At 73.0% G+C, this 20702-nt stretch carries 20 protein-coding genes and 1 pseudogene; 5 read left to right on the forward strand and 16 right to left on the reverse strand.

The genetic code is table 11. From position 1 onward, the window contains the following. Positions 1-88 precede the first annotated feature (88 nt). From AC3A5R_RS03750 to AC3A5R_RS03780, 7 genes and pseudogenes are all read right to left on the reverse strand, one after another. Positions 89-1948 carry an ABC transporter ATP-binding protein gene (locus AC3A5R_RS03750; RefSeq protein ID WP_487619420.1) on the reverse strand — a complete coding sequence of 620 codons (1860 nt, stop codon included), beginning with the start codon at positions 1946-1948 and terminating at the stop codon, positions 89-91. Beyond that, entirely contained in the window at positions 1945-3789 is a 1845-nt protein-coding gene (locus tag AC3A5R_RS03755) for an ABC transporter ATP-binding protein (protein ID WP_487619421.1), read from the reverse strand. The genes AC3A5R_RS03750 and AC3A5R_RS03755 overlap by 4 nt, the downstream gene beginning before the upstream one ends. Positions 3790-3891: 102 nt before the next feature. Then, a complete protein-coding gene (gene tatB / locus AC3A5R_RS03760) occupies positions 3892-4239 on the reverse strand; it encodes a Sec-independent protein translocase protein TatB (protein WP_487619422.1) in 348 nt (115 codons plus the stop codon). Between the two features lie 61 nt (positions 4240-4300). Beyond that, a complete protein-coding gene (locus tag AC3A5R_RS03765; protein WP_487619423.1) occupies positions 4301-5950 on the reverse strand; it encodes a S1C family serine protease in 1650 nt (549 codons plus the stop codon). Then, entirely contained in the window at positions 5947-6642 is a 696-nt protein-coding gene (locus tag AC3A5R_RS03770; RefSeq protein ID WP_487619424.1) for a hypothetical protein, read from the reverse strand. The genes AC3A5R_RS03765 and AC3A5R_RS03770 overlap by 4 nt, the downstream gene beginning before the upstream one ends. A gap of 62 nt (positions 6643-6704) precedes the next feature. Continuing rightward, positions 6705-7364: an RNA polymerase sigma factor SigE gene (sigE, locus tag AC3A5R_RS03775; protein WP_487619425.1), complete on the reverse strand. Its 660-nt coding sequence runs from the start codon at positions 7362-7364 to the stop codon at positions 6705-6707. 259 nt (positions 7365-7623) lie between these two features. Then, positions 7624-8082 (reverse strand): annotated as a pseudogene (locus AC3A5R_RS03780) (hypothetical protein); the annotation flags it as partial. A 73-nt stretch (positions 8083-8155) separates the two neighbouring features. On the opposite strand from AC3A5R_RS03780, the gene AC3A5R_RS03785 reads away from it, so the two are divergent. Together AC3A5R_RS03785 and AC3A5R_RS03790 are read left to right on the forward strand one after the other, a co-directional pair. Next, entirely contained in the window at positions 8156-8779 is a 624-nt protein-coding gene (locus tag AC3A5R_RS03785; protein ID WP_487619426.1) for an O-methyltransferase, read from the forward strand. A 252-nt stretch (positions 8780-9031) separates the two neighbouring features. After that, positions 9032-10249, forward strand: a complete 1218-nt coding sequence (locus AC3A5R_RS03790) for a MinD/ParA family ATP-binding protein (protein WP_487619427.1) — start codon at positions 9032-9034, stop codon at positions 10247-10249. Positions 10250-10350: 101 nt separating this feature from the next. Here AC3A5R_RS03790 and AC3A5R_RS03795 read toward each other — a convergent pair whose 3' ends face one another. After that, entirely contained in the window at positions 10351-10524 is a 174-nt protein-coding gene (locus AC3A5R_RS03795; protein ID WP_076262632.1) for a DUF3117 domain-containing protein, read from the reverse strand. Positions 10525-10664: 140 nt separating this feature from the next. On the opposite strand from AC3A5R_RS03795, the gene AC3A5R_RS03800 reads away from it, so the two are divergent. Next, on the forward strand, positions 10665-11534 hold the full coding sequence (locus tag AC3A5R_RS03800) for an enoyl-CoA hydratase/isomerase family protein (RefSeq protein ID WP_487619428.1): 870 nt from the start codon (positions 10665-10667) through the stop codon (positions 11532-11534). A gap of 43 nt (positions 11535-11577) precedes the next feature. On the opposite strand, the gene AC3A5R_RS03805 is transcribed toward AC3A5R_RS03800, so the two are convergent. From AC3A5R_RS03805 to dapE, 4 genes are read right to left on the reverse strand one after another with little or no spacing between them, the layout of a single operon-like run. Further along, positions 11578-12795 (reverse strand): hypothetical protein, encoded by a 1218-nt coding sequence (locus tag AC3A5R_RS03805; protein ID WP_487619429.1) that lies wholly within the window; start codon positions 12793-12795, stop codon positions 11578-11580. Beyond that, a complete protein-coding gene (locus tag AC3A5R_RS03810) occupies positions 12792-13253 on the reverse strand; it encodes a cell division protein DivIVA (RefSeq protein WP_487619430.1) in 462 nt (153 codons plus the stop codon). Before AC3A5R_RS03810 ends, AC3A5R_RS03805 begins: the two co-directional genes overlap by 4 nt. Then, positions 13250-14119: an LOG family protein gene (locus AC3A5R_RS03815; RefSeq protein WP_487619431.1), complete on the reverse strand. Its 870-nt coding sequence runs from the start codon at positions 14117-14119 to the stop codon at positions 13250-13252. The genes AC3A5R_RS03810 and AC3A5R_RS03815 overlap by 4 nt, the downstream gene beginning before the upstream one ends. Positions 14120-14156: 37 nt before the next feature. Further along, on the reverse strand, positions 14157-15293 hold the full coding sequence (dapE, locus tag AC3A5R_RS03820) for a succinyl-diaminopimelate desuccinylase (RefSeq protein WP_487619432.1): 1137 nt from the start codon (positions 15291-15293) through the stop codon (positions 14157-14159). A gap of 91 nt (positions 15294-15384) precedes the next feature. On the opposite strand from dapE, the gene dapD reads away from it, so the two are divergent. Both dapD and AC3A5R_RS03830 read left to right on the forward strand, forming a co-directional pair. Beyond that, positions 15385-16317 carry a 2,3,4,5-tetrahydropyridine-2,6-dicarboxylate N-succinyltransferase gene (gene dapD, locus AC3A5R_RS03825; RefSeq protein WP_487619433.1) on the forward strand — a complete coding sequence of 311 codons (933 nt, stop codon included), beginning with the start codon at positions 15385-15387 and terminating at the stop codon, positions 16315-16317. 55 nt (positions 16318-16372) lie between these two features. Next, a complete protein-coding gene (locus AC3A5R_RS03830) occupies positions 16373-17248 on the forward strand; it encodes a hypothetical protein (protein ID WP_487619434.1) in 876 nt (291 codons plus the stop codon). A 19-nt stretch (positions 17249-17267) separates the two neighbouring features. Here the strand turns inward: AC3A5R_RS03830 and AC3A5R_RS03835 are convergent, their stop codons facing one another. The 4 genes from AC3A5R_RS03835 to fdxA all read right to left on the reverse strand — a co-directional run bounded on the left by AC3A5R_RS03835 (position 17268) and on the right by fdxA (position 20654). Beyond that, positions 17268-17624, reverse strand: coding sequence for a hypothetical protein (locus AC3A5R_RS03835; protein WP_487619435.1), 357 nt, complete (start codon positions 17622-17624; stop codon positions 17268-17270). Positions 17625-17775: 151 nt separating this feature from the next. Next, entirely contained in the window at positions 17776-19059 is a 1284-nt protein-coding gene (locus AC3A5R_RS03840) for a citrate synthase (protein ID WP_487619436.1), read from the reverse strand. A gap of 111 nt (positions 19060-19170) precedes the next feature. After that, on the reverse strand, positions 19171-20307 hold the full coding sequence (dapC, locus tag AC3A5R_RS03845; RefSeq protein ID WP_487619437.1) for a succinyldiaminopimelate transaminase: 1137 nt from the start codon (positions 20305-20307) through the stop codon (positions 19171-19173). A 20-nt stretch (positions 20308-20327) separates the two neighbouring features. Then, positions 20328-20654 (reverse strand): ferredoxin, encoded by a 327-nt coding sequence (fdxA, locus tag AC3A5R_RS03850; RefSeq protein ID WP_487619438.1) that lies wholly within the window; start codon positions 20652-20654, stop codon positions 20328-20330. Positions 20655-20702: the final 48 nt, after the last annotated feature.

The following is a 20702-nucleotide window of genomic DNA, read 5'->3' on the forward strand; positions in this document are numbered from 1 at the left end:
TGCTCTTTCGATGACGGCCCGTGACGGAGTGCTCTTTCGATTGTGGCCCGTGACTGAGTGCTCTTTCGATCGCTGAGCTGGGGGTGGTTCAGGCGAGGGAGGCGACCCAGGCCTGGTGCAGGCCGGCGAACCGGCCGGACCCCGCCTCGATGAGCTCGCCCGGGGCGCCGTCCTCGACGATGCGCCCGTGCTCCATGACGATGACCCGGTCGGCGATCTCGACGGTCGAGAGCCGGTGCGCGATGACGATGGCCGTGCGCCCGGCGAGGATCGTCTGCAGCGCCTGCTGGACGAGCCGCTCGGACGGGATGTCGAGGGACGATGTGGCCTCGTCGAGGATGAGGACCGCCGGGTCGGCGAGGAAGGCCCGCGCGAACGCGACGAGCTGGCGCTGCCCGGCGCTGAGCAGCCCGCCGCGGTTGGAGACCGGCGTCGCGTACCCCTCGGGCAGCGCCGAGATGAACTCGTGGGCCCCGAGCGCCCGCGCCGCCGCCTGCACCTGCTCGTCGGTGGCGTCGGGACGGCCGAAGCGGATGTTGTCGGCGACCGTGCCGCTGAACAGGTAGTTCTCCTGGGTCACCATGACGACCGCGCGGTGCAGGTCCTCGGAGGTGACGCCTCGCAGGTCGGTGCCGTCGAGGCTGACCGTGCCGCCGGTGGGGTCGTAGAACCGGGTGGCGAGCTTGGCGAGCGTCGTCTTGCCCGCGCCGGTCGTGCCGACGAGGGCGAGGGTCTGGCCGGCGGGGACCGTGAGGTCGAGGTCGGGCAGCACCGGGGTGCCGGGCACGTACTCGAACCGGACGTGGTCGAAACGCACCTCGCCATGCGCGTCGACGAGCGGCACCGGGTCGCCGGGCTCGGCCACGTCGGGCTCCTCCTCGAGGACGCCCGACAGCTTCTCGAGCGCGGCGGAGGCCGACTGGAAGGTGTTGTAGAACTGCGAGATCTCCATCATCGGCTCGAAGAACTGCCGCAGGTAGAGCAGGAACGCCGCGAGCACGCCGACCGTGACCTCACCGTGGTAGGCGAGGTAGCCGCCGTAGAGCAGCACGACGCCGATGGTGATGTTGCCGATGAGTCGGATGCCGGGCATGAACCACGCGACGAGCCGGAACGCGACGAGGTTGGCCTGCCGGTACTGGTCGTTGACGTCGTCGAAGATCTCCTGGTTGCGCGGCTCGCGGCGGAAGGCCTGGACGGCGCGGATGCCGTTCATCGACTCGACGAAGTGGACGATGACGAGCGCGACCTTCTCGCGGGTGGCGCGGTAGCTGCGGGCCGAGGCCTTGCGGAACCAGTTGGTCAGCCAGGCCAGGAACGGCCCGCAGAGCAGCGCCACGAGGCCGAGCTTGACGTCGAGGACGAGCAGCAGCACCGACGTACCGACGAGGGTCAGCGCCGCCGTGACGAGGCCGTCGAAGCCGGTTTCGAGCATCTCGTAGATGGCGTCGACGTCGGAGGTCTGCCGTGAGATGACGCGACCGGAGGTGTAGCGGTCGTGGAAGGCCGGGCTGAGGCGCTGGAAGTGGCGGAAGACCCGGCGGCGGATCGACAGGAGGATGTCCTGGCCGATGCGGCCCGAGCGCACGAGGAAGAGGTTGCGCGCGACCGCCTGGGTGACCGTCGCGAGGAGCACGAGCCCGACGATTCCCAGCAGCGGCCCGAGCTCGCCCGAGGCGCGGATCGGCGGGATGCCGACGTCGATGCCCTCCTTGACGAGGTACGGGATCGCGAGGCGGGCCGCGTTCTCGACGACGACGACGACCATGAGCCAGCCCAGGGCCCGACGCCACGGCCGGAGCACGTCGGCGAGCAGCCGGCGCGAGCGCCCCGCGAGGCGGGCGGAGGTCTCCGCCGTCAGCTCGCCCTCGATCTCGTCGGACGCGACGCCGCGCCAGTCCTGCGTCGTGCTGGCGGCGTCGGCGGTGGTCGTGGTGGGCGTGGTCATGCCGGCACCCCCTCGGAGGCGCCGTGGCCCGCGGCGCTCCCGGCGTGGCGGCCGGTGTCGCGGTCACCCACCGGATCGTCCACGGGACCGTCGACGGGGTCGGCGGCGAGCAGGTCGCGGTAGGCCGGGACGGTGTCGAGCAGCTCGCGGTGCGTGCCGACGTGGGTGATGGTGCCGTCCTGGAGCAGGGCGACGCGGTCGGCGAGCAGCACCGTGGACGCGCGGTGGGCCACGATGAGACCGGTGGTGTCGGACAGCACGCGCGACAGCGCCTCCTCGACGAGCTTCTCGGTGTGGACGTCGAGCGCGGACAGCGTGTCGTCGAGGACGAGCACCGCCGGGCGCGACAGGACGGCGCGGGCGAGGGCGAGGCGCTGTCGCTGGCCACCGGACAGCGACATGCCCTGCTCGCCGATGCGGGTGTCGAGGCCCCACGGCAGGTCGTGGACGAACCCGGCCTGGGCGATCTCGAGCGCGGCGAGGACCTCCTCGTCGCCCGCGTCGACCCGCCCGAGGGTGACGTTCTCGCGAGCGCTCATCGAGAACAGGGTCGGCTCCTCGAAGGCCGTCGCCACGAGGCTGCGCAGCGCCGCGAGGTCGAGGTCGCGCACGTCGACGCCGTCGATGGTGATGCGACCGCCGGTGACGTCGAAGAGGCGCGGCACGAGCGAGGTCAGGGCCGTCTTGCCGGTGCCGGTGGCCCCGACGAGCGCGAGGGTCTGGCCGGGCGGGAGGTCGAGGTTGACGTCGCGCAGGACGGGCTGGTCGGGCGCGTCGGGGAAGGCGAAGTCGACGTGCTCGAAGCGCAGGTGGCCGCGCCGAGGCGGCGCCGCGTGCTCGCCGGAGACGATGTCGGGCTCGGTGTCGAAGATCTCGAGGACACGAGCCGCCGCGGTCATCGCCTCCTGGGCCATCGCGAGGATGACGCCGAGCGAGGAGACCGGCCACACGAGGGACAGCATGAGGGTGATGAAGGCGACGAGCTCGCCCGGGGTCAGGGCGCCCCGGCCGACCCCGATGGCGCCGAGGAGCAGGACGACGACGACGGCGAGGTTGGGAATGACCTCGAGGAACGTCCAGAACTTCGCCGACAGGCGCACCTTGTCCATGCTCGTGGCGCGCAGCTCGAGGGAGGCGGCGTCGTAGCGCCCGGCGACGTGGTCGCTGCGGCCGAAGGACTTGATGACGCGGATGCCGACGGCGCCCTCCTCCGCCTGCGTGGCGAGGTCGCCCTGCTGGTCCTGGACCCTGCGCGATATGACGACGTAGGCCTTCTCGAAGCGCATCGAGAGCCAGATGATCGGCACCGACACGGCCGCGACGACGAGCCCGAGCGGCCAGTACATCGACAGGAGCACGCCGGTGACGACGGCGAGCTGGAGCACGTTGACGACGAGGAAGAGCAGCCCGAACCCGCTGAACCGGCGGATCGCCGAGAGGTCGGTGGTGGCGCGCGAGAGCAGCTGGCCCGACTGCCACCGGGTGTGGAAGCTCATCGGCAGCGCCTGGAGCCGCTCGTAGAGGTCGCGGCGCAGGTCGGTCTCGAGGCCGAGGACGGCGTTGGACTGCACCCACCGGCGCAGGAAGATCAGGACGGCCTCGAGGACCCCGAGACCGAGGGCGAGCAGCCCGAGCGGCAGGACCGGTCCGAGCTCGTGGTGCGTGATCGGCCCGTCGATGATGGCGCGCGTCACGAGGGGCAGCGCGATGGACAGCCCGACGCCGGCGAGCGAGGCGACGAACATGACGAGCAGGGCCCATCGGTGCGGCCGCAGGTACCCCCGCAGGCGCCAGAGGGACCGGACGGAGGCAGGCGGGTGCGCGGCGGGTTCGTGAGGCATCAAGGGGTGACGATAACCCCCGCCACCGACTACCGATGCCTCTGGGTCAGATTCTTTCGCGCGTCGCGCTCCGGACGCCCCTGCGGGACCTCCCGGAGCCGCTCACGTGGCGTCGGCGTCCCACGGCGTCGGCTTGGACGGGTCGTGGCCGCGGGGCGCGCTGACCGGCTTGTCCGGCGCGACCTCGGCGTCGTCGTCCGGCGCACTGAGGGCGTCGCGGACGATCTTGCGCGGGTCGTACTGGCGCGGGTCGTAGGCCCGCCAGTCGATGTCGGAGAACTCCGGACCCATCTCGTCCTTGAGCTGCTCCTTGGCCCGGTCGGCCATGGCGCGCGCCTGCCGGACGAACCGGCCGAACTTCGCGGCGTACTCCGGAAGGCGTTCCGGGCCGAGGACGATGACGGCGAGGACGCCGAGCAGGAGCAGCTCCCACCCGTTGATGTCGAACACTCTTCCTCGCTTCCCTGCAGGCCGGCGCGCGACATCATACGGAAGCGCGCCGGGAGCCGGCTCACTTGTCCGGCTCGGCCTCGAGCGTCATCCGCAGGTCGGTCTGCTTGCCGTCGCGCAGCACCCTGAGCGTGACCGTGTCACCGACCGCGCGAGCACGGATCCCGACGATGAGCTGGTCGGGCGTGCGGATGCGCTTGCCCTCGAAGGCGATGATGACGTCGCCCGGCTTGATGCCGGCCTTGTCCGCGGGACCTCCCGAGGTCACGGCGCGGGGGGTGTCATCGACCTCGGCGCCCTCGCCCGCGAAGGTACGGCTCAGCGCGACGCCGATGATCGGGTGGGTCGCCTTGCCCGTCGCGATGAGCTGGTCGGCGGTGCGCCGGGCCTGGTCGCTCGGGATGGCGAAGCCGAGGCCGATGCTGCCACCGGTCGAGCCGCTCGTGCCGGGCACGCGGGCGATCGCCGAGTTGATGCCGATGACCTGGCCGTTCATGTCGAGCAGCGGACCGCCGGAGTTGCCCGGGTTGATCGCCGCGTCGGTCTGGATGGCGTTGATGTACGACGACTCGGTGCCTTCGCCCGGGGTCACCGGGCGGTTGAGCGCGCTGACGATGCCGGTGGTCACCGTCTGGTCGAGCCCGAGCGGGGCGCCCACGGCGATGACCTGGTCGCCGACGACGACCTTGTCGGACGCGCCGAGCGTGAGCGGCGTGAGGTCGGTGCGGTCGATCTGGATGACGGCGAGGTCGTAGGAGGCGTCCTTGCCGACGACGGTGGCCTTCTCGGTGTCGCCGTTGCTGAGGATGACGTCGATCTGACCGCTCGCGGCGGACACCACGTGGTTGTTCGTCAGGATGTGGCCCTTGCGGTCGATGACGAACCCGGACCCGGTGGCCGAGCCCTCGCTACCGCCGTCGACCTTGATCGTCACGACGCTCGGCACCGCGGTCGCGGCGATGTTGGCGATGCTGCCGGCGGGCCGGGACGTGACCCCGACGCCGGGCGCGGGCAGGGTCGAGCCGCTCGTGAGGGAGACGCGGTCGCCGAGCAGCTGCCCGGCGACGCCTCCCACGACCGCCGAGAGGAGGCACAGTCCCGCGACGGCCGCGACGAGGACGCCACGGCGGCGGCGCCTCGTGGTCGTGGTGACGGGACCGGGCGCGGCGTCCGAGGCCTCCCCGCCGGCGGGCGCCATGGGCACCGTGACGGGCGAGCCGGTGGGTGCGGCCCAGTAGCCGCTCGGGGTCGAGCTCGTGGTGGCCTCGGCGTCGCCCGACGCCGCGGCAGGCGACGCGCTCGCGGTGCCGGGGGCGGCGGCCGGCTCGTCGGCAGACGCGACCGGCGGCGCGTACGACGCGCGATGGGCCGCCTCGGCCGCGGCGTCGGCACGGTCGCTGCCCCAGGTGGCGTCGGCCCGGGCGGGAACGCCCGGCCCGTCGGCGGGGTCGCCGCCGAAGACGTCGAACCAGGCGTCGGAGCCCGACTCCTCGCCGCCGGCACCCGCAGTACCGGAAGCCGGATCACCCTGAGCCGGCGCACCCTGCGGGCCCGAGGCGTCGGGGATCTGCTGGGTGTCGCCGAGGTCGATGATGCCGGTGCGCTCCGTCCGCTCGCCGCCTCGCACCGTGGTGCGGTCGGCGTCGGACGCGCCACCGGGCTCGGGAACACCGGGGTGTTCGGGGTCGGGCCTGCGCGGCTCGTCGCTCATGGGGTCGATTCTGCCGAACCCGCGCCGGAGAAGCGCACCTGACCCAGCTGCGGCGCCCGGTTGACGACGCGGTGGGTCATGACCCAGTACGGCACGGTGACCGCACCGAGGCGGCTCGTGAGCGACGCGTCGGGCCCGGCCGTGGAGCCGGAGCCCGAGGACGACGTCGACCGGCTCACCGTCAGGACGTTCGGGCCGCCGCCGGCCGAGCCGGGTCCGGCGCCGAAGCTCGCGACGGGGACGCGGGAGGTGGGCAGGCGCGTGCCGCCCGGGACGGGCGAGACGGCCAGGCCCCAGGCCGCGGCGACCGACGCGCCCGCCGCGATCGAGGCCACGACGGCGGCCCGCATCGGCGATCGGTGCAGCGCCGGGGCTCCCGGGTGCACGGTCGGGACGGGGTCGTAGGTCGGCAGGGCGCCCCGCACCCCCGCCGGCGCGATCGGGATGCGCGGGCCGTGGTCACGCTCGGGCTCGGAGGCCGGGGGCGTGGCCGCGAGGCCGAGCAGCGCCGAGCGCAGGGACGTCGGCACGCCGGTGTCCGAGCGCAGGGACGCCACGATCCGTCGCTCCCGGTCGACCGCGTCGCGGCACGACAGGCAGCACACGAGGTGCTTGTCGTACAGGTGCAACATCGCCGGCGGCAGGGCCCGGTCCACGTAGGCGCGCACGTAACCTCGCAGGTGCGGCGTCACGGGTTCACCTCCAGGCGGTTCGGGGTCGGGGCGGTCAGTGGGTGGTGCTCAGTAGGTGGTGCTCAGCGGGTGCCGGCCGCGACACGGCGACCGGGGAGGCGCAGGCCGGCACGAGCCGGCTTGGCGGGCTTGGCCGCGGCCGGGGCGGCGACGGCGTCGGGGGCGCGGTGGGCCAAGGCCTCGCGCAGCTGGGCGCGACCCCGGTGGATCCGCGAGCGGACGGTGCCGAGCTTGACCCCGAGCGTCGCGCTGATCTCCTCGTAGGACAGTCCCTCGATGTCGCACAGGACGACGGCGGCGCGGAACTCCGGCGCCAGGGCGTCGAGCGCGCGCTGCACATCGTCGTCGAAGCGGGCGTCGTGGTAGGTCTGCTCGGGGCCCTTCTCGTAGCTGGGCAGCCGGCCGGCGGCATCCTCGGGCAGCGCATCGAAGCGGATCCGCTGCTTGCGGCGCATCTTGTCGAGGAAGACGTTGGTCGTGATGCGGTGCAGCCAGCCCTCGAACGTGCCGGGCTGGTAGGAGTGGAGCGAGCGGAAGACCCGGACGAAGACGTCGTGGGTGAGGTCCTCGGCGTCGTGCGGGTTGCCCGTGAGGCGGTAGGCCAGGCGGTAGACGCGCGCCGAGTGCTGCTCGACGATCTCCTCCCACGTGGGAGGGGTCCACGTCGACTCGGCCGGCGCCACCGTGGAGGTGGGCTGGGTGGACGGCACGCTGCTGGTCACGAGAGAGCCTGAGGCCTTTCAGAGGATCGGTTCAACGACGTGAACGCGCCGCGTCGCTGATTCGTTCCCCCTCACAGTGCCCGATCGCACTGTCCGGCTACCAGCCGGAACCTGTGCGCACGCTGTGAGTCGCCGAGTGGTCGGCCTAGCGGCCACCGTCGTCGCACTCCCCGGAGTCGCTCCCCCCGGTGCCGCTCCACCCGGCCGCCCGAGCTCGCTCGCCCGCCGGCCCCCGGGCGCCCTGCTCGCTCGCGTCGTCCGGGATCGCCTCGTGGTGGCGCAGCCCCGGCGTCCGTTCCCGGTTCTTCATCTCCGCCTCGAAGAGGTGTCGCCGGCCGCCGACGAGGGCCTCGCGCGCCTCCCGGTCGAACCGCCGGAACGTCGCGTAGTAGTCGTCGTCGTACTCCTCGATGACCTGGAAGGTCCAGCGCCCCTCGAGCACGTTGCGGCCGACGAGCTCGCGGTCGATGCGCTCGGCGAGGTCGGTGTGGCCGGCCTCACGGAGCATGTCGACGGCCTCGCCGAGGGCGAGGTCGGCGGTGCCGGTGAGCCGGTGGAACCGGTAGAGGTGGCCGCGGGCGTCCTCGACGACCTCGAAGGCCTCCGAGAGCTTGCCGAGCGCCGCGACGGTGGCGTCGTCGACGCCGGGCGGGCGGCAGTGCTCGCCGGTGGGTCGGTCGAGCTCCGGCGGCGTCGTCGGCAGATCGGTCTCGTCCATGTCCGCACCATAGGCACGACGGGGCCCGGCGGCGTCCGGAATCCCGTGCCCTCGCCGCAGTAGGGTTGCGGCCATGAGTTCGCAGAAGGTCGCCGCGTGGTCGCACGCCGAGGAGTTCGTCGCCCCGAGCGAGCACGTCGAGCAGGCCCGCCTGCGCGGCGAGGAGCTCGGCGCCCGCCCGGTCGGCAACGGCGTCGGGGCGACCCTCCAGGTTCTCGCGGCCGCCACCGGTGCCAAGGCCGTCATGGAGGTCGGCACCGGCGCCGGCACGTCCGGCCTCTGGCTGCTCGGCGGTATGCCCGCCGACGGCGTCCTCACGACGATCGACCTCGACACCGAGCACCAGCGCGCCGCCCGTGACGCCTTCTCGGCCGCCGGAGTGGCCCACCAGCGCACCCGTGTCATCGCCGGCCGGGCCCTCGACGTCCTGCCGCGCATGACCGACGCCGCCTACGACCTCGTCGTCGTCGACGCCGACAAGGAGGAGTACCCCGACTACGTCGAGCAGGCCGCGCGGCTGCTGCGCCCCGGCGGCACCCTCGTGCTCACGTGGTCCGACGACGAGTCCGACCCCGCCCGGCGAGACCCCGAGACCCGCACGCTGCGCGAGGTCGGGCGCACGATGCGCGACCACGACCGCTTCACCGTGGCGCTCCTGCCGGTCAGCGACGGCCTGCTCGTCGCCGTCAAGGGCTGACGCGCCGACCCGGCCGCCACCCGCCACATCCGTCCCGGGCGGCTCTCCGCCCCCGCCGTCACGCCCCGGGCCCCATCCTCGAACGCCGCGGCGCAGGACGTACCGGGATGTACCGGGACAGACCGCCCACACGTGTCATCGATGTCGGCGTCGACCCGCTTCCGGGCGGGTCGCGAGGGCTAGCCTTGGCCTCCTCACGGTTCGTTCTGCTGCCGGGCCCCGCGCCCGGCTCGCCACAGGAGACGGGCGCGCATGAGCACGATCGAGCAACCCTCCACCCCACCCGCCGGCGGTGCCGGTTCACGGCCTCCGTACTCCCCCGGGCAGCCCGAGCCCCCCGGGCAGCCCCGGCAGCCCGGCGCGCCGGAGCGCCCCACGGCCTCCGGCCCGACGGCTCGCGACCTCGCCCAGGCCGCCCGGGCGGCCGGCGCCGCGAGCGCCGAGCGTCCCTCTCGGCCGGGCCTCTTCTCACGCCCGACGCGTCCGGGGCAGCTTCGCGCGAGGGATGCCGCCGACCCAGGGCCGGCCACGCCCTCCGCCCCGCTCACCGCCGAGGCGTTCACCGACGAGGGCATTCTCGGCCGCGAGCGCGCCACGGCGCGCACCGGGTGGCGACGACGGGTCGCGACGCTGACCGGCGGTCGCCTCGCCCCCGGACCGGGAGCGGCCGAACGACGCCACGACGCGCTCGAGTCCCGCGTCCGCGCCCCCATCGAGGGCACCCGGCGCATCGTCGTCATGAGCCGCAAGGGCGGCGTCGGCAAGACGACCGTCACCGTCGGGCTGGGGGCGACCTTCGCCCAGGGCCGGGGCGACCGGGTCGTGGCGGTCGACGCCAACCCCGACGCCGGCAACCTCGCGCGCCGCATCGCCGGCGACTGTCCACGCACCATCACCGACCTGCTGTCCGACGCCGAGGCCATCGACACCTTCGGGGCGATGCGCCGCTACACCTCGCAGTGCGACGAGTCGCGCCTCGAGGTGCTGGCCTCCGACGACGACGCGAGCATCAGCCAGGCCCTCGACCGCCCGGCCTACCGGCGCGTCGTGTCCCTCCTCGACGTCTACTACAACCTCGTCCTGCTCGACACCGGCACCGGCATCCTCGACAGCGCCAACCAGGGGCTCATCGCCGAGGCCGACCAGCTCGTCCTCGTGCTGCGGCCGGCGCTCGACGGGGCCCGCGCCGGCGCCCAGACCCTCGACTGGCTCGAGGCGCACGGTTTCGGCGACCTCGTGTCCTCGGCGGTCGTCGTCGTCAACGCCGTGACCCACCCCGGCGAGCCGGCCGTCATGGCGATCACCGAGCACTTCTCCCGTCGCTGCGCGCACGTCTCCCACATCCCGTGGGACCCGGCCCTCGAGACCGGCGGGCGCACCCTGCTCTCCAACCTGGCGCCGGCGACGCGGGAGGCGTTCGTCGACGTCGCCGCGGCCGTGGCCGACCGCTTCAGCGTCGCCGTCCCCTGACCCCGGCCGGACCGCGCTCCCCGGCCGGGACGCACGACGGCCCCCGACCTACAGGTCGGGGGCCGTCGGAGCCTGGAGCGAGGATCCCTCGCCGGACGGCGTCAGCTGACGCCGTCGCAACCCTGGATGGCGTCGCGCAGAGCCGCAGCCTCGTCGGGGGTCATCTCGACGACGAGCCGGCCGCCGCCCTCGAGGGGCATTCGCAGCACGATGCCGCGACCCTCCTTGACGACCTCCAGCGGTCCGTCTCCGGTCCTCGGCTTCATTGCTGCCATGGTTCCCCTTCCCTAGGAATCCTCGCGCTTTGGTCCCATTATTCCGTGTCTCGATTCCGAGACCTAATCCGGGACGTGACGAACCGCACGTGGGGGCCCCGACCTACCGTCGGCGGGCCCGATGGGACAGAGTGACGCCCATGACCGCACCCCGTGACGACCTGACCCCCGACGCCACCGCGGACGCCACCTCGGACGGCGCGGGCGTGCCCGGTACCGACGCCCCCGGCCCGCTCGTCGTCGAGGTGGGCGGCGGCGTCGCGTGGGTGCGCCTGTCTCGCCCCGACGCCATGAACGCACTCGACGAGGCACTCAAGGACGCGCTCGTCGAGGCCCTCGAGACGCTCGCCGCCGACGAGGCGGTGCGGTGCGTCGTGCTCACCGGCACCGGCCGGGCCTTCTGCGTCGGGCAGGACCTCAAGGAGCACGTGCGCAGCCTCGCCGACGCGAGCGCCACCCTCGCCACGACGGTGACCCGCCACTACAACCGGATCGTCACCGCGCTCGCGACGATGAACAAGCCGGTCGTCGCCGCGCTCAACGGCGTCGCCGCCGGTGCCGGTCTCAGCTTCGCGCTCGCCTGCGACGTGCGGGTCGCCGCCGACACCGCCGGGCTCAACACCTCCTTCGCCGGCATCGCACTCTCGTGCGACTCGGGCGCCTCGTGGTCGCTGCCGCGGCTGGTCGGCACGGCCCGAGCCAAGGACCTGCTGATGTTCCCGCGCACCGTCGCGCCGCAGGAGGCGCTGGAACTCGGCCTGGTCAACCGCGTCGTGCCGGCTGCCGAGCTCGAGGCCACCGTCCGCGAGCTCGCGACGACGCTCGCCGCCGGCCCGACGCTGGCCTACGGCTCGATCCGTCGGGCCGTGGCCTTCAGTGCCACCGCCCCACTGGCCGACGCCCTGGCCAACGAGGCCGAGCTGATGGCCTACACGGGTCACAGCGCCGACCACCGGGCGGCCGTCGACGCGTTCCTGGCCAAGGAGAAGCCGGTCTACACCGGACGCTGACGCCCCGGGGCGCGGGCGCGCCTCGCCGTGGCCGGCGCCGCGGTCACGGCGGGTAGTCGCCGTTCGGCGACGGCACGTAACGCCACAGGATGTCGACCCAGAACCACTGGCCGACGACGAAGAGGACGAGCAGCGGCCCGGCGCGCAGCAGCAGCCGGGTCCACGTCGTGCCGCGTCGGTCCTGCCACCCGGCGCCGACGACGACCGCGAGCAGCGGGAAGAGCGGCACGAGGTAGCGGAAGATGCTCGTGAACGGGTCGAGCACCGCCGCGAGGTAGGCCGGGTAGGCCAGCGACCAGGTGCGCAGCTCGGCGCCGAGAGCCTTCGCCCACGGGCCGGCGACGAGCACGACGACGGCGATCGGCACGACCCACAGCAGGACCGGTCCCCAGGTGTCGCCGAAGACGTAGCGCGCCATGCCTGGCCACGGCGTGAACGGCTCGACGGTGCCCGAGCCCCGCCACGACCCCATCGTGCGGGTGTAGGCATCGCGCTCGCCGGTGCCCCACCACGCGATCGCCGGCCAGAGGAAGCCGGCGACGCCGCACGCCAGCAGGGAGGTGAGCCCGGCGACGTACTCGCCTCGGGTCACCGGCCGCTCACCACGGGCGCGCCAGCGCAGCCACAGTGCCACGAGCGTCACGACGCCGAGCGGCACCGCGACCGGACGCGTCAGGCCGAGCAGGACGGCCACCCCGGCGGCGACGAGCCAGCGCTCACGGGCCAGGGCGTAGAGGTAGCCGACGAGCAGCAGCATCGCCGGCGCCTCGGTGTAGGCCAGCTGGAGGGTGGCGGACGCCGGAAAGCTCGCCCAGAGCAGGACGACGACGAGGGCAGCCCGGTCGCCGATGCGGTCGCGGAGCAACAGGCCCATGAGCACCGCGGCTCCGAACCCGCACAGCAGCGCGATCGTCGAGCCCGCCGCGGGGAACGAGAGGCCCGTGGCCATGAGGGCCCGCGACGCGTAGGGGAAGAGCGGGTAGAAGGCCCAGGCGTTCTGCCGCACCGAGCCGAGCTCGTCGACCGGTAGCTGCGACGGGTACCCGTCGTGGGCGATGGTCTGGTACCACTGCCCGTCCCAGAGCGCGGTGAACGGGAAGTAGGTGACCGGCACGTCGTCGCCGCCCGTCATGCCGCTCGGCACCTGGTGTCGCATGACGAGCAGCAGGATCGTCGTCGTGACGACCCGCGCCAGGGCGTAGAGGCCCAGCACCCACCCGACGAAGGCCCGGCGGGACAGGCTCGGGGCGAGGTCCCTCATGCGGTGCGGCTGTCCTTCGCCGTCGCGGCGTCGGCCTCCGGCTCCGCCTCGGCGGACTCGTGCTGCGGCGCGGACTCGTGCTGCGGCGTCGTCGGCTCGGTCGGCTCGGTCGGCTCGGTCGGCTCGGTCGGCTCGGTCGGCTCGGTCGGCTCGGTCGGCTCGGTCGGCTGCGTCGGCTCGCCCTCCTCGCCTCGGAGGACGGCGATCTGCTCGTCCTTCTCGCGCAGCTCCCTCCGGAGCCGGTCGATGACGCCGTCGACCTGGCTCATCCGGTAGCCGCGGGCCGCGACGTCGAAGACGAGGTCGTCGAAGTCGTCGTCTGCGATGGCGTCCTCGGGCAGCGGCTCGTGCGACAGCGACGCCGTCGGCCGGCCGAGACCACCGCCGGCCAGGCCGAGGATCATCGCGACGACGGCGCACACGACGACGACGCCGACGAGCAGGATGAGCCACTTCACGAGGCGGCCCCCTCGCCCTCGGCGTCGGTGGCCGCCCGGCTCTCGTCGGACGGCGTCGGGCCGGGCTCCTCGAAGGCACGGATGGCGCGGACGGCCTCGGCGGGGTCGTCGGTGACGACGAGGCGGTCGAGGTCGGCGGGCGAGATCATGCCCTGCCCCAGGACGGTGCCGCGCAGCCACTCGAGCAGCCCGGACCAGTACGCCGCGCCCATGAGCACGACCGGGAACTCGGTGACCTTCTGCGTCTGGGCGAGGGTGAGCGCCTCGAAGAGCTCGTCGAGGGTGCCGTAGCCCCCCGGGAGGACGATGAACCCGCGCGAGTACTTGAGGAACATGACCTTGCGGGCGAAGAAGTACCGGAAGTTGATGCCGAGGTCGACGTACTCGTTGAGGCCGGTCTCGAAGGGGAGCTCGATGCCGAGGCCCACCGACGTGCCGCGGGCGTCGTACGCGCCGCGGTTGGCGGCCTCCATCGCACCCGGGCCCCCGCCGGTGATGACGGCGTAGCCGGCCTCGACCAGCCGGCGGCCGACCTCGACACCCATCGCGTATGCGGGGTCGTCGACACCCGTGCGGGCCGACCCGAAGACGGCGACGGCCGGCCCGAGCTCGGCCAGCGAACCGAAGCCCTCGACGAACTCGGACTGGATCCGCATGACGCGCCAGGGGTCGGCGTGCAGCCAGTCGGTGCGCTGCGGCTGCTGGAGCAGCCTCTGGTCGGTGGTCGTCGCAGGCACCTGCTCCCGGCGCAGGGTGACCGGGCCGGTCTGGCGCCGGGTCTCGGCGCGCCCGCCCGGCCTCGAGGCCGGCGCGGGCCGACGCGTCGGCGTCGGCTCGTCGGCGGAGGCGTGCTCGTCGTCAGTCACAGCGTCACCCTACGTGCCGGTGCCGTGCGCCGACGCGTCAGCCGAGCCAACGCAGCAGCGCGGCCTCGGCGTCGACGTACTGGGTGACCGGGCAGTGCTCGTCGTCCATGTGGGCGAGGTTCGGGTCGCCGGGACCGTAGTTGACGGCGGGGATGCCGAGCGCCGAGAACCGGGCGACGTCGGTCCAGCCCTCCTTGGCGTCGACGGGCACGCCGAGCGACTCGACGAAGGCCTTGGCCGCGGGCAGCTGCAGGCCGGGACGCGCGCCGTCGGCGGCGTCGGCGAGGGTCACCTCGAAGCCCTCGAAGACGTGCTGCACGTGCGTGAAGGCCTCGGCGGAGTCCTTGTCGGGGGCGTACCGGTAGTTGACGGTGACGGTGCAGCGGTCCGGGATGACGTTGCCCGCGATGCCGCCGGCGATCCCCACGGCCTGGAGGGCCTCGTGGTAGTCGAGGCCGTCGACGGTGATGGTCTCGGCCTCGTACGCCTTGAGGCGCGCCAGCACGGTGGCGGCGTCGTGGATGGCGTTGTGCCCCTTCCAGGGCCGGGCCGAGTGGGCCGCGACGCCGGTCGTCGTGACCTCCGCGCGCAGCGTCCCCTTGCAGCCACCCTCGATGGCGCCGTTCGTCGGCTCGAGGAGCACTGCGAAGTCGCCGGCGAGCAGGTCTGGCCGGTTCTGACCCACCCGGGCCAGGCCGTTGTACTTCGCGTCGATCTCCTCGCACTCGTAGAAGAGGAAGGTGAGGTCGCGGTTCGGCTCGGCCAGCTGGGCGGCGATGCGGAGCATGACGCCCACGCCGCCCTTCATGTCGACGGTGCCGCGGCCCCAGAGGTTCTCCTCGACGCGCCGGGTGGGCAGGTTCGGCTCGGCCGTGAGCGGCACGGTGTCGATGTGGCCGGCGAGGACGACGCGCTCGGCGCGTCCGAGGTCGGTGCGGGCCACGACGGTGTTGCCGTCGCGGACGACCTCGAGGTGGGCCAGCGGTCGCAGCGCGGCCTCGATGGCGTCGGCGAGGGCCTGCTCGTCCTGGCTCACCGACTCGATGTCGCAGATCGCTGCGACGAGCGAGGTGACGTCGCTGGTGAGGTCGAGCGCGGGGGCGACGGGCGCCGAGGCGGCCGGCTCCGCGCGCTCGGCGGTCACGGGCTCGGTGGACGGGGTCGGCTGCGGCATACCGGGAAGGCTAGCGGGGCGGCTGCCCGCCAGCCGGACGGCCCGGCGGTCGGGTTTCGACCAGCGGCGGCACGGCCCTATCCTTTCGCGCATGTCGGAGCGCAGCGCATGGGGTCACGGACTGACGACGATCACGGACGGCGGGCAGGTGCTCGACACGTGGTTCCCCGAGCCCGCGCTGGGCGCCCGGCCGGCCGACGCCGGCACGCCGGCGGGGCTCGCCTCGCTGGCCGGTGAGGACACGGTGCGCCGGGTGCGCACCGAGGTGCGGCTCGTCGAGATCGACCTCGACGCCGCCCCGGCCGACGCCCCGGACGCCTACCTGCGCCTGCACCTGCTCTCGCACTGCCTCGTCGCGCCCAACACCGTCAACCTCGACGGCGTCTTCGGCGTGCTGCCGAACGTCGTGTGGACGAGTGTGGGCGCCTGCGCCGTCGAGGGCTTCGAGCAGACCCGGATGCGGCTGCGCACGTCGGGACAGCACGTCTCGGTGTACGGGGTCGACAAGTTCCCGCGCATGACCGACTTCGTCGTGCCCCAGGGCGTGCGCATCGCCGACGCCGACCGGGTCCGGCTCGGCGCCCACCTGTCCCCCGGCACCACGGTCATGCACGAGGGCTTCTGCAACTTCAACGCCGGCACGCTCGGCACCTCGATGGTCGAGGGCCGCATCGTGCAGGGCGTCGTCGTCGGCGACGGCTCCGACATCGGGGCGGGCGCCTCGATCATGGGCACGCTCTCCGGCGGCGGCACGGAACGCGTCAGCATCGGCGAGCGTTGTCTCGTCGGGGCCAACGGTGGCATCGGGATCGCCCTCGGCGACGACTGCGTCGTCGAGGCCGGTCTCTACGTGACGGCGGGGACCAAGGTGGCCCTCCCCGACGGCTCGGTCGTCAAGGCCCGCGAGCTGTCGGGGTCGAGCAACATCCTGTTCATCCGCAACAGCGTGACCGGCGCCGTTGAGGCCCGCGACCGCGCGGGTACGGGCATCGCGCTCAACGCCGCACTCCACGCCAACGACTGACCCGCCCGCAGCAGCGCACGACCCGGCGCGCGACGCCGACGACGACGAGGACCTCATGCCGACCCGTACGCGCTCGACTCTCGCCGAGTCCCGCGCACCCCGGCCCAGCCCCGCCCGACGCCGTAGGCGGGGCCTGGTCGTGCTCGTCGTGGTCGCGCTTGTGGCCGCCGGCGTCTGGTTCGGGGCGCGCTTCCTCTACACGAGCGTCGTCAACCCGACGTGCACCATCACGGCCGGCGGGATGACCGAGACCTTCGACCCGGAGCAGACGGCGAACGCCGCGCTCGTCGCCGCGCTCGCCGTCAAGCGCGAGCTGCCCCCGCGGGCCGCGACCATCGCGCTGACGACGGCCTTCCAGGAGTCGAAGATCCGCAACCTGCGCTACGGCGACCGCGACTCCCTCGGCCTCTTCCAGCAGCGGCCGAGCCAGGGCTGGGGCACCGACAAGCAGATCCTCGACATGGTGCACGCGACGAACGCCTTCTACGACGCGCTCGTGAAGTTCAAGGGCTACCAGACCGCCGACATCACGACCATCGCCCAGAAGGTCCAGCGCAGCGGCTTCCCCGAGGCCTACCGCGACCACGAGGGCCAGGGCCGCGTGCTGGCCTCGACGCTGACCGGGCACTCCCCCGCCGGGCTCACCTGCCGCCTCGACGCGGCCAAGACGAGCGTCGGGCCGGACCGGGTCGCGAGCGACCTCGCCGAGCAGATGGGCATCACCTCGGTACGCACGGCCCAGGGCAAGGTCGTCGTCACCGCACCGAACGCGACCCTCGCCTGGGCCGTCGCGCACTGGGGCGTCGCCCGCGCCGAGCAGTACGGCGCGACCCGCGTCGCCATCGGGGACCGCGTCTGGGACCGCTCGAAGGGCGACGAGGGCTGGTCCCCGGGTTCGGCCGGCACCACGGTCACCATCACCCTCGCCTGACCGCCGGCGGCCCGGCGCGTCAGTCGATGCCGGCGACGGCGTCGAGGTGCTGGAGCAGGTCGTGCGCGGCGAGCTCGACCTCCTTGTGGCGCCACTCGGCGGCCCGGTAGACGCAGGCGATGAGCCCGCTGCGGTGCACGCGGCGCAGGTCGCCGCAGACGAAGGCGTACCGGGCCTTGGTGCCGTCGTTCGCGCCCTCGGTCAGACCGAGGTGCCACGACGCGTACTCCTCCCACGAGTGCCGCTCGAGGTAGGCGTTCTGCGTCTCGGCGTCGGGCTGCACCTGTCCCCAGTCGCTGTCGAGCACGTACTGCCGCCGGTCGATGCGCTCGCGCACCGCCGCCACCGCCGCGTCGTTGACCGTGTACGTCGCCATGGACCCACCCTGCCCCATCCCCGCCTGCACCGAACGAGCCGTTCGGTGCCGACCTCGTAGCCGAGGCGCGAACACGCCGGTGCACCGACGCCTTCGGCACCGAACGAGTCGTTCGGTGCCGAAGGCGTCTGGTGCGGTGGGGCCGGCGGGCTCAGCGCTGCGGGTAGTCGCGCTCGGGCGAGCCGGTGTAGATCTGGCGCGGGCGGCCGATCTTGGTCTCCGGGTCGTTCATCATCTCGCGCCACTGGGCGATCCAGCCCGGGAGGCGGCCGATGGCGAACAGGACCGTGAACATCTTGGTCGGGAAGCCCATCGCCTTGTAGATGAGGCCCGTGTAGAAGTCGACGTTCGGGTACAGCTTGCGCTCGACGAAGTAGTCGTCGGCCAGGGCGATCTCCTCGAGGCCCTTGGCGAGGTCGAGCAGCGGGTCGTCGTGGCCGAGCTTGGCCAGGATCTCGTCGGCCGACTTCTTGATGATGGCCGCGCGCGGGTCGTAGTTCTTGTAGACCCGGTGGCCGAAGCCCATGAGCCGGACGCCGCCCTCCTTGTTCTTCACCTTCTCCATGAACTTCTTCGGGTCGTCGCCCGAGGCGTTCAGCTGGTCGAGCATGTCGAGCACGGCCGAGTTGGCACCGCCGTGGAGCGGACCGCTCAGGGCGTGGATGCCCGCGGACACGGAGTTGAAGAGGTTGGCGTGCGCCGAACCGACGAGACGGACCGTCGAGGTGGAGCAGTTCTGCTCGTGGTCGGCGTGCAGGATGAAGAGCAGGTCGAGGGCCTTGGCGATCGTCGGGTCGACCTCGTACGGCTCGACGGGGTAGCCGAAGGTCATCCGGAGGAAGTTCTCGACGAGCGAGAGCGAGTTGTCCGGGTACATGAACGGCTGGCCGACGCTCTTCTTGTGGGCCATCGCCGCGATCGTCGGCAGCTTGGCGAGCAGGCGGACCGTCGAGATCTCGACCTGCTCCTGGTCGAACGGGTCGAGGCTGTCCTGGTAGAAGGTGCCGAGCGCCGAGACGGCCGAGGACAGCACCGGCATCGGGTGCGCGTCACGCGGGAAGCCGTTGAAGAAGGCGCGGAGGTCCTCGTGCAGCATCGTGTGCCGGCGGATGGAGTCCTCGAAGCGCGTCAGCTGCTCGGGGGTCGGCAGCTCGCCGTAGATGAGCAGGTAGGACACCTCGGTGAAGGACGAGTGCGCCGCGAGCTGCTCGATCGGGTAACCGCGGTAGCGCAGGATGCCCTCGTCACCGTCGATGTAGGTGATGTCGCTCTTGCACGACGCGGTGTTGACGAAGCCGACGTCGTAGGTGACCAGGCCGGTCTCCTTGAGCAGCGAGCTCACGCCGAGCCCGTCATTGCCCTCGACGGCCTCGACACCGGGGAAGGTGAGCTCCTTGTCGGCGACCTTGAGCGTCGCGTCCACTGCCTTCGTCACTTCGTTCCTCCTGGTTGCCCCGGGCACGAGGCGCTGAGTCTTCGTATTCCGCAGCGACGTTACCCCAGCGTCACCTGACCAGAGAAAACCGGTCCGCGCGAAGCCCGCGGCTCAGAGCCGCTCGCCCGCGGCGGCGATGCGCTCATCGCTCGCGGTCAGCGCGATGCGGACGTGCCGCGCACCGGCGCTGCCGTAGAAGGCCCCCGGGGCCACGAGGACCCCTCGCTCGGCGAGGTCGGCCACCGTCGACCAGCAGTCCTCGTCGCGGGTGGCCCACAGGTAGAGGCCGGCCTCGGAGTGGTCGACGCGCAGCCCGGCCCGCGTGACGGCCTCGAGCAGCAGGGCCCGACGCCGGGCGTAGACGGCGCGCTGGGCCTCGACGTGGGCGTCGTCGCGCAGGGCCGCGGCCATCGCGGCCTGCACCGGTGCCGGCATGATCATGCCGGCGTGCTTGCGGACCTCGAGGATCCGCCCGACGAGCGCCCGGTCGCCGGCGACGAGCGCGGCGCGGTACCCGGCGAGGTTGGACTGCTTGGACAGCGAGTACACCGCGAGCAGTCCGGTGTGGTCGCCGTCGCAGACGTCGGGGTGCAGGATGCTCGGCGTCGCCGTGCCGTACTGCCCCTCGCGCCAGTCGAGCTCGGCGTAGCACTCGTCGCTCGCGACGACGACGCCGTGGCGACGCGCCCAGTCGACGACCTTGCGCAGGTGGCCGACCCCGAGGACCTGGCCGTGCGGGTTGCCGGGGCTGTTGAGCCACAGCATCTTCGGCGTCGTGGACGGCGTCAGCGGGCCGAGGCCGGTGAGCGAACCGACGACGCGCGGGGTGGCCCCGGCGAGGCGGGCACCGATGTCGTAGGTCGGGTAGGCCACCTCCGGGATGCCGACGACGTCGCCGTGGCGGACCCCGAGCAGGAGGGGCAGCCAAGCGACGAGCTCCTTGCTGCCGATGGTCGGCAGCACGGCGTCGGCGCCGAGCCCGGGCACGCCGCGACGGCGGGCGAACCACTCGACGATCGCCGCGCGGAGGTCGGTGGTGCCGACGGTCAGGGGGTAGCCCGGCGCGTCTGCGGCCTCGGCCAGCGCGCGCCGGACCACCTCGGGGGTGGGGTCGACGGGTGTGCCGACAGAGAGGTCGACGAGACCCCCGGGATGCGCGCTCGCCCGCGCTTTGTGGGGCGCGAGCGAGTCCCAGGGGAAGGCGGGCAGGTCGGGCGGCGCCGGTCCGGAGGCGGGGGTCGCGGACACCGAGTCGTCAGCCGGCCGCGTCACTCGTCGTGCGACTGGGGCGGCAGGGCCTCCACGAGCGGGTGGTCCTTGTCGATGACGCCGAGCTTGGCGGCACCACCCGGGCTGCCGAGGTCGTTGAAGAACTCGACGTTGGCGTTGTAGTAGTCGGCCCACTGCTCGGGAACGTCGTCCTCGTAGTAGATGGCCTCGACCGGGCACACCGGCTCGCAGGCGCCGCAGTCGACGCACTCGTCGGGGTGGATGTACAGCGAACGCTTGCCCTCGTAGATGCAGTCGACCGGACACTCCTCGATGCACGCGCGGTCCTTGAGGTCGACGCACGGCTGGGCGATGACGTAGGTCATGGGGAGGGGACCTCCTGGGAGCGTTCGGGGTGGGCTGCTGCACCGCCT

Source organism: Intrasporangium sp. Soil_C_50 (assembly GCF_057656595.1).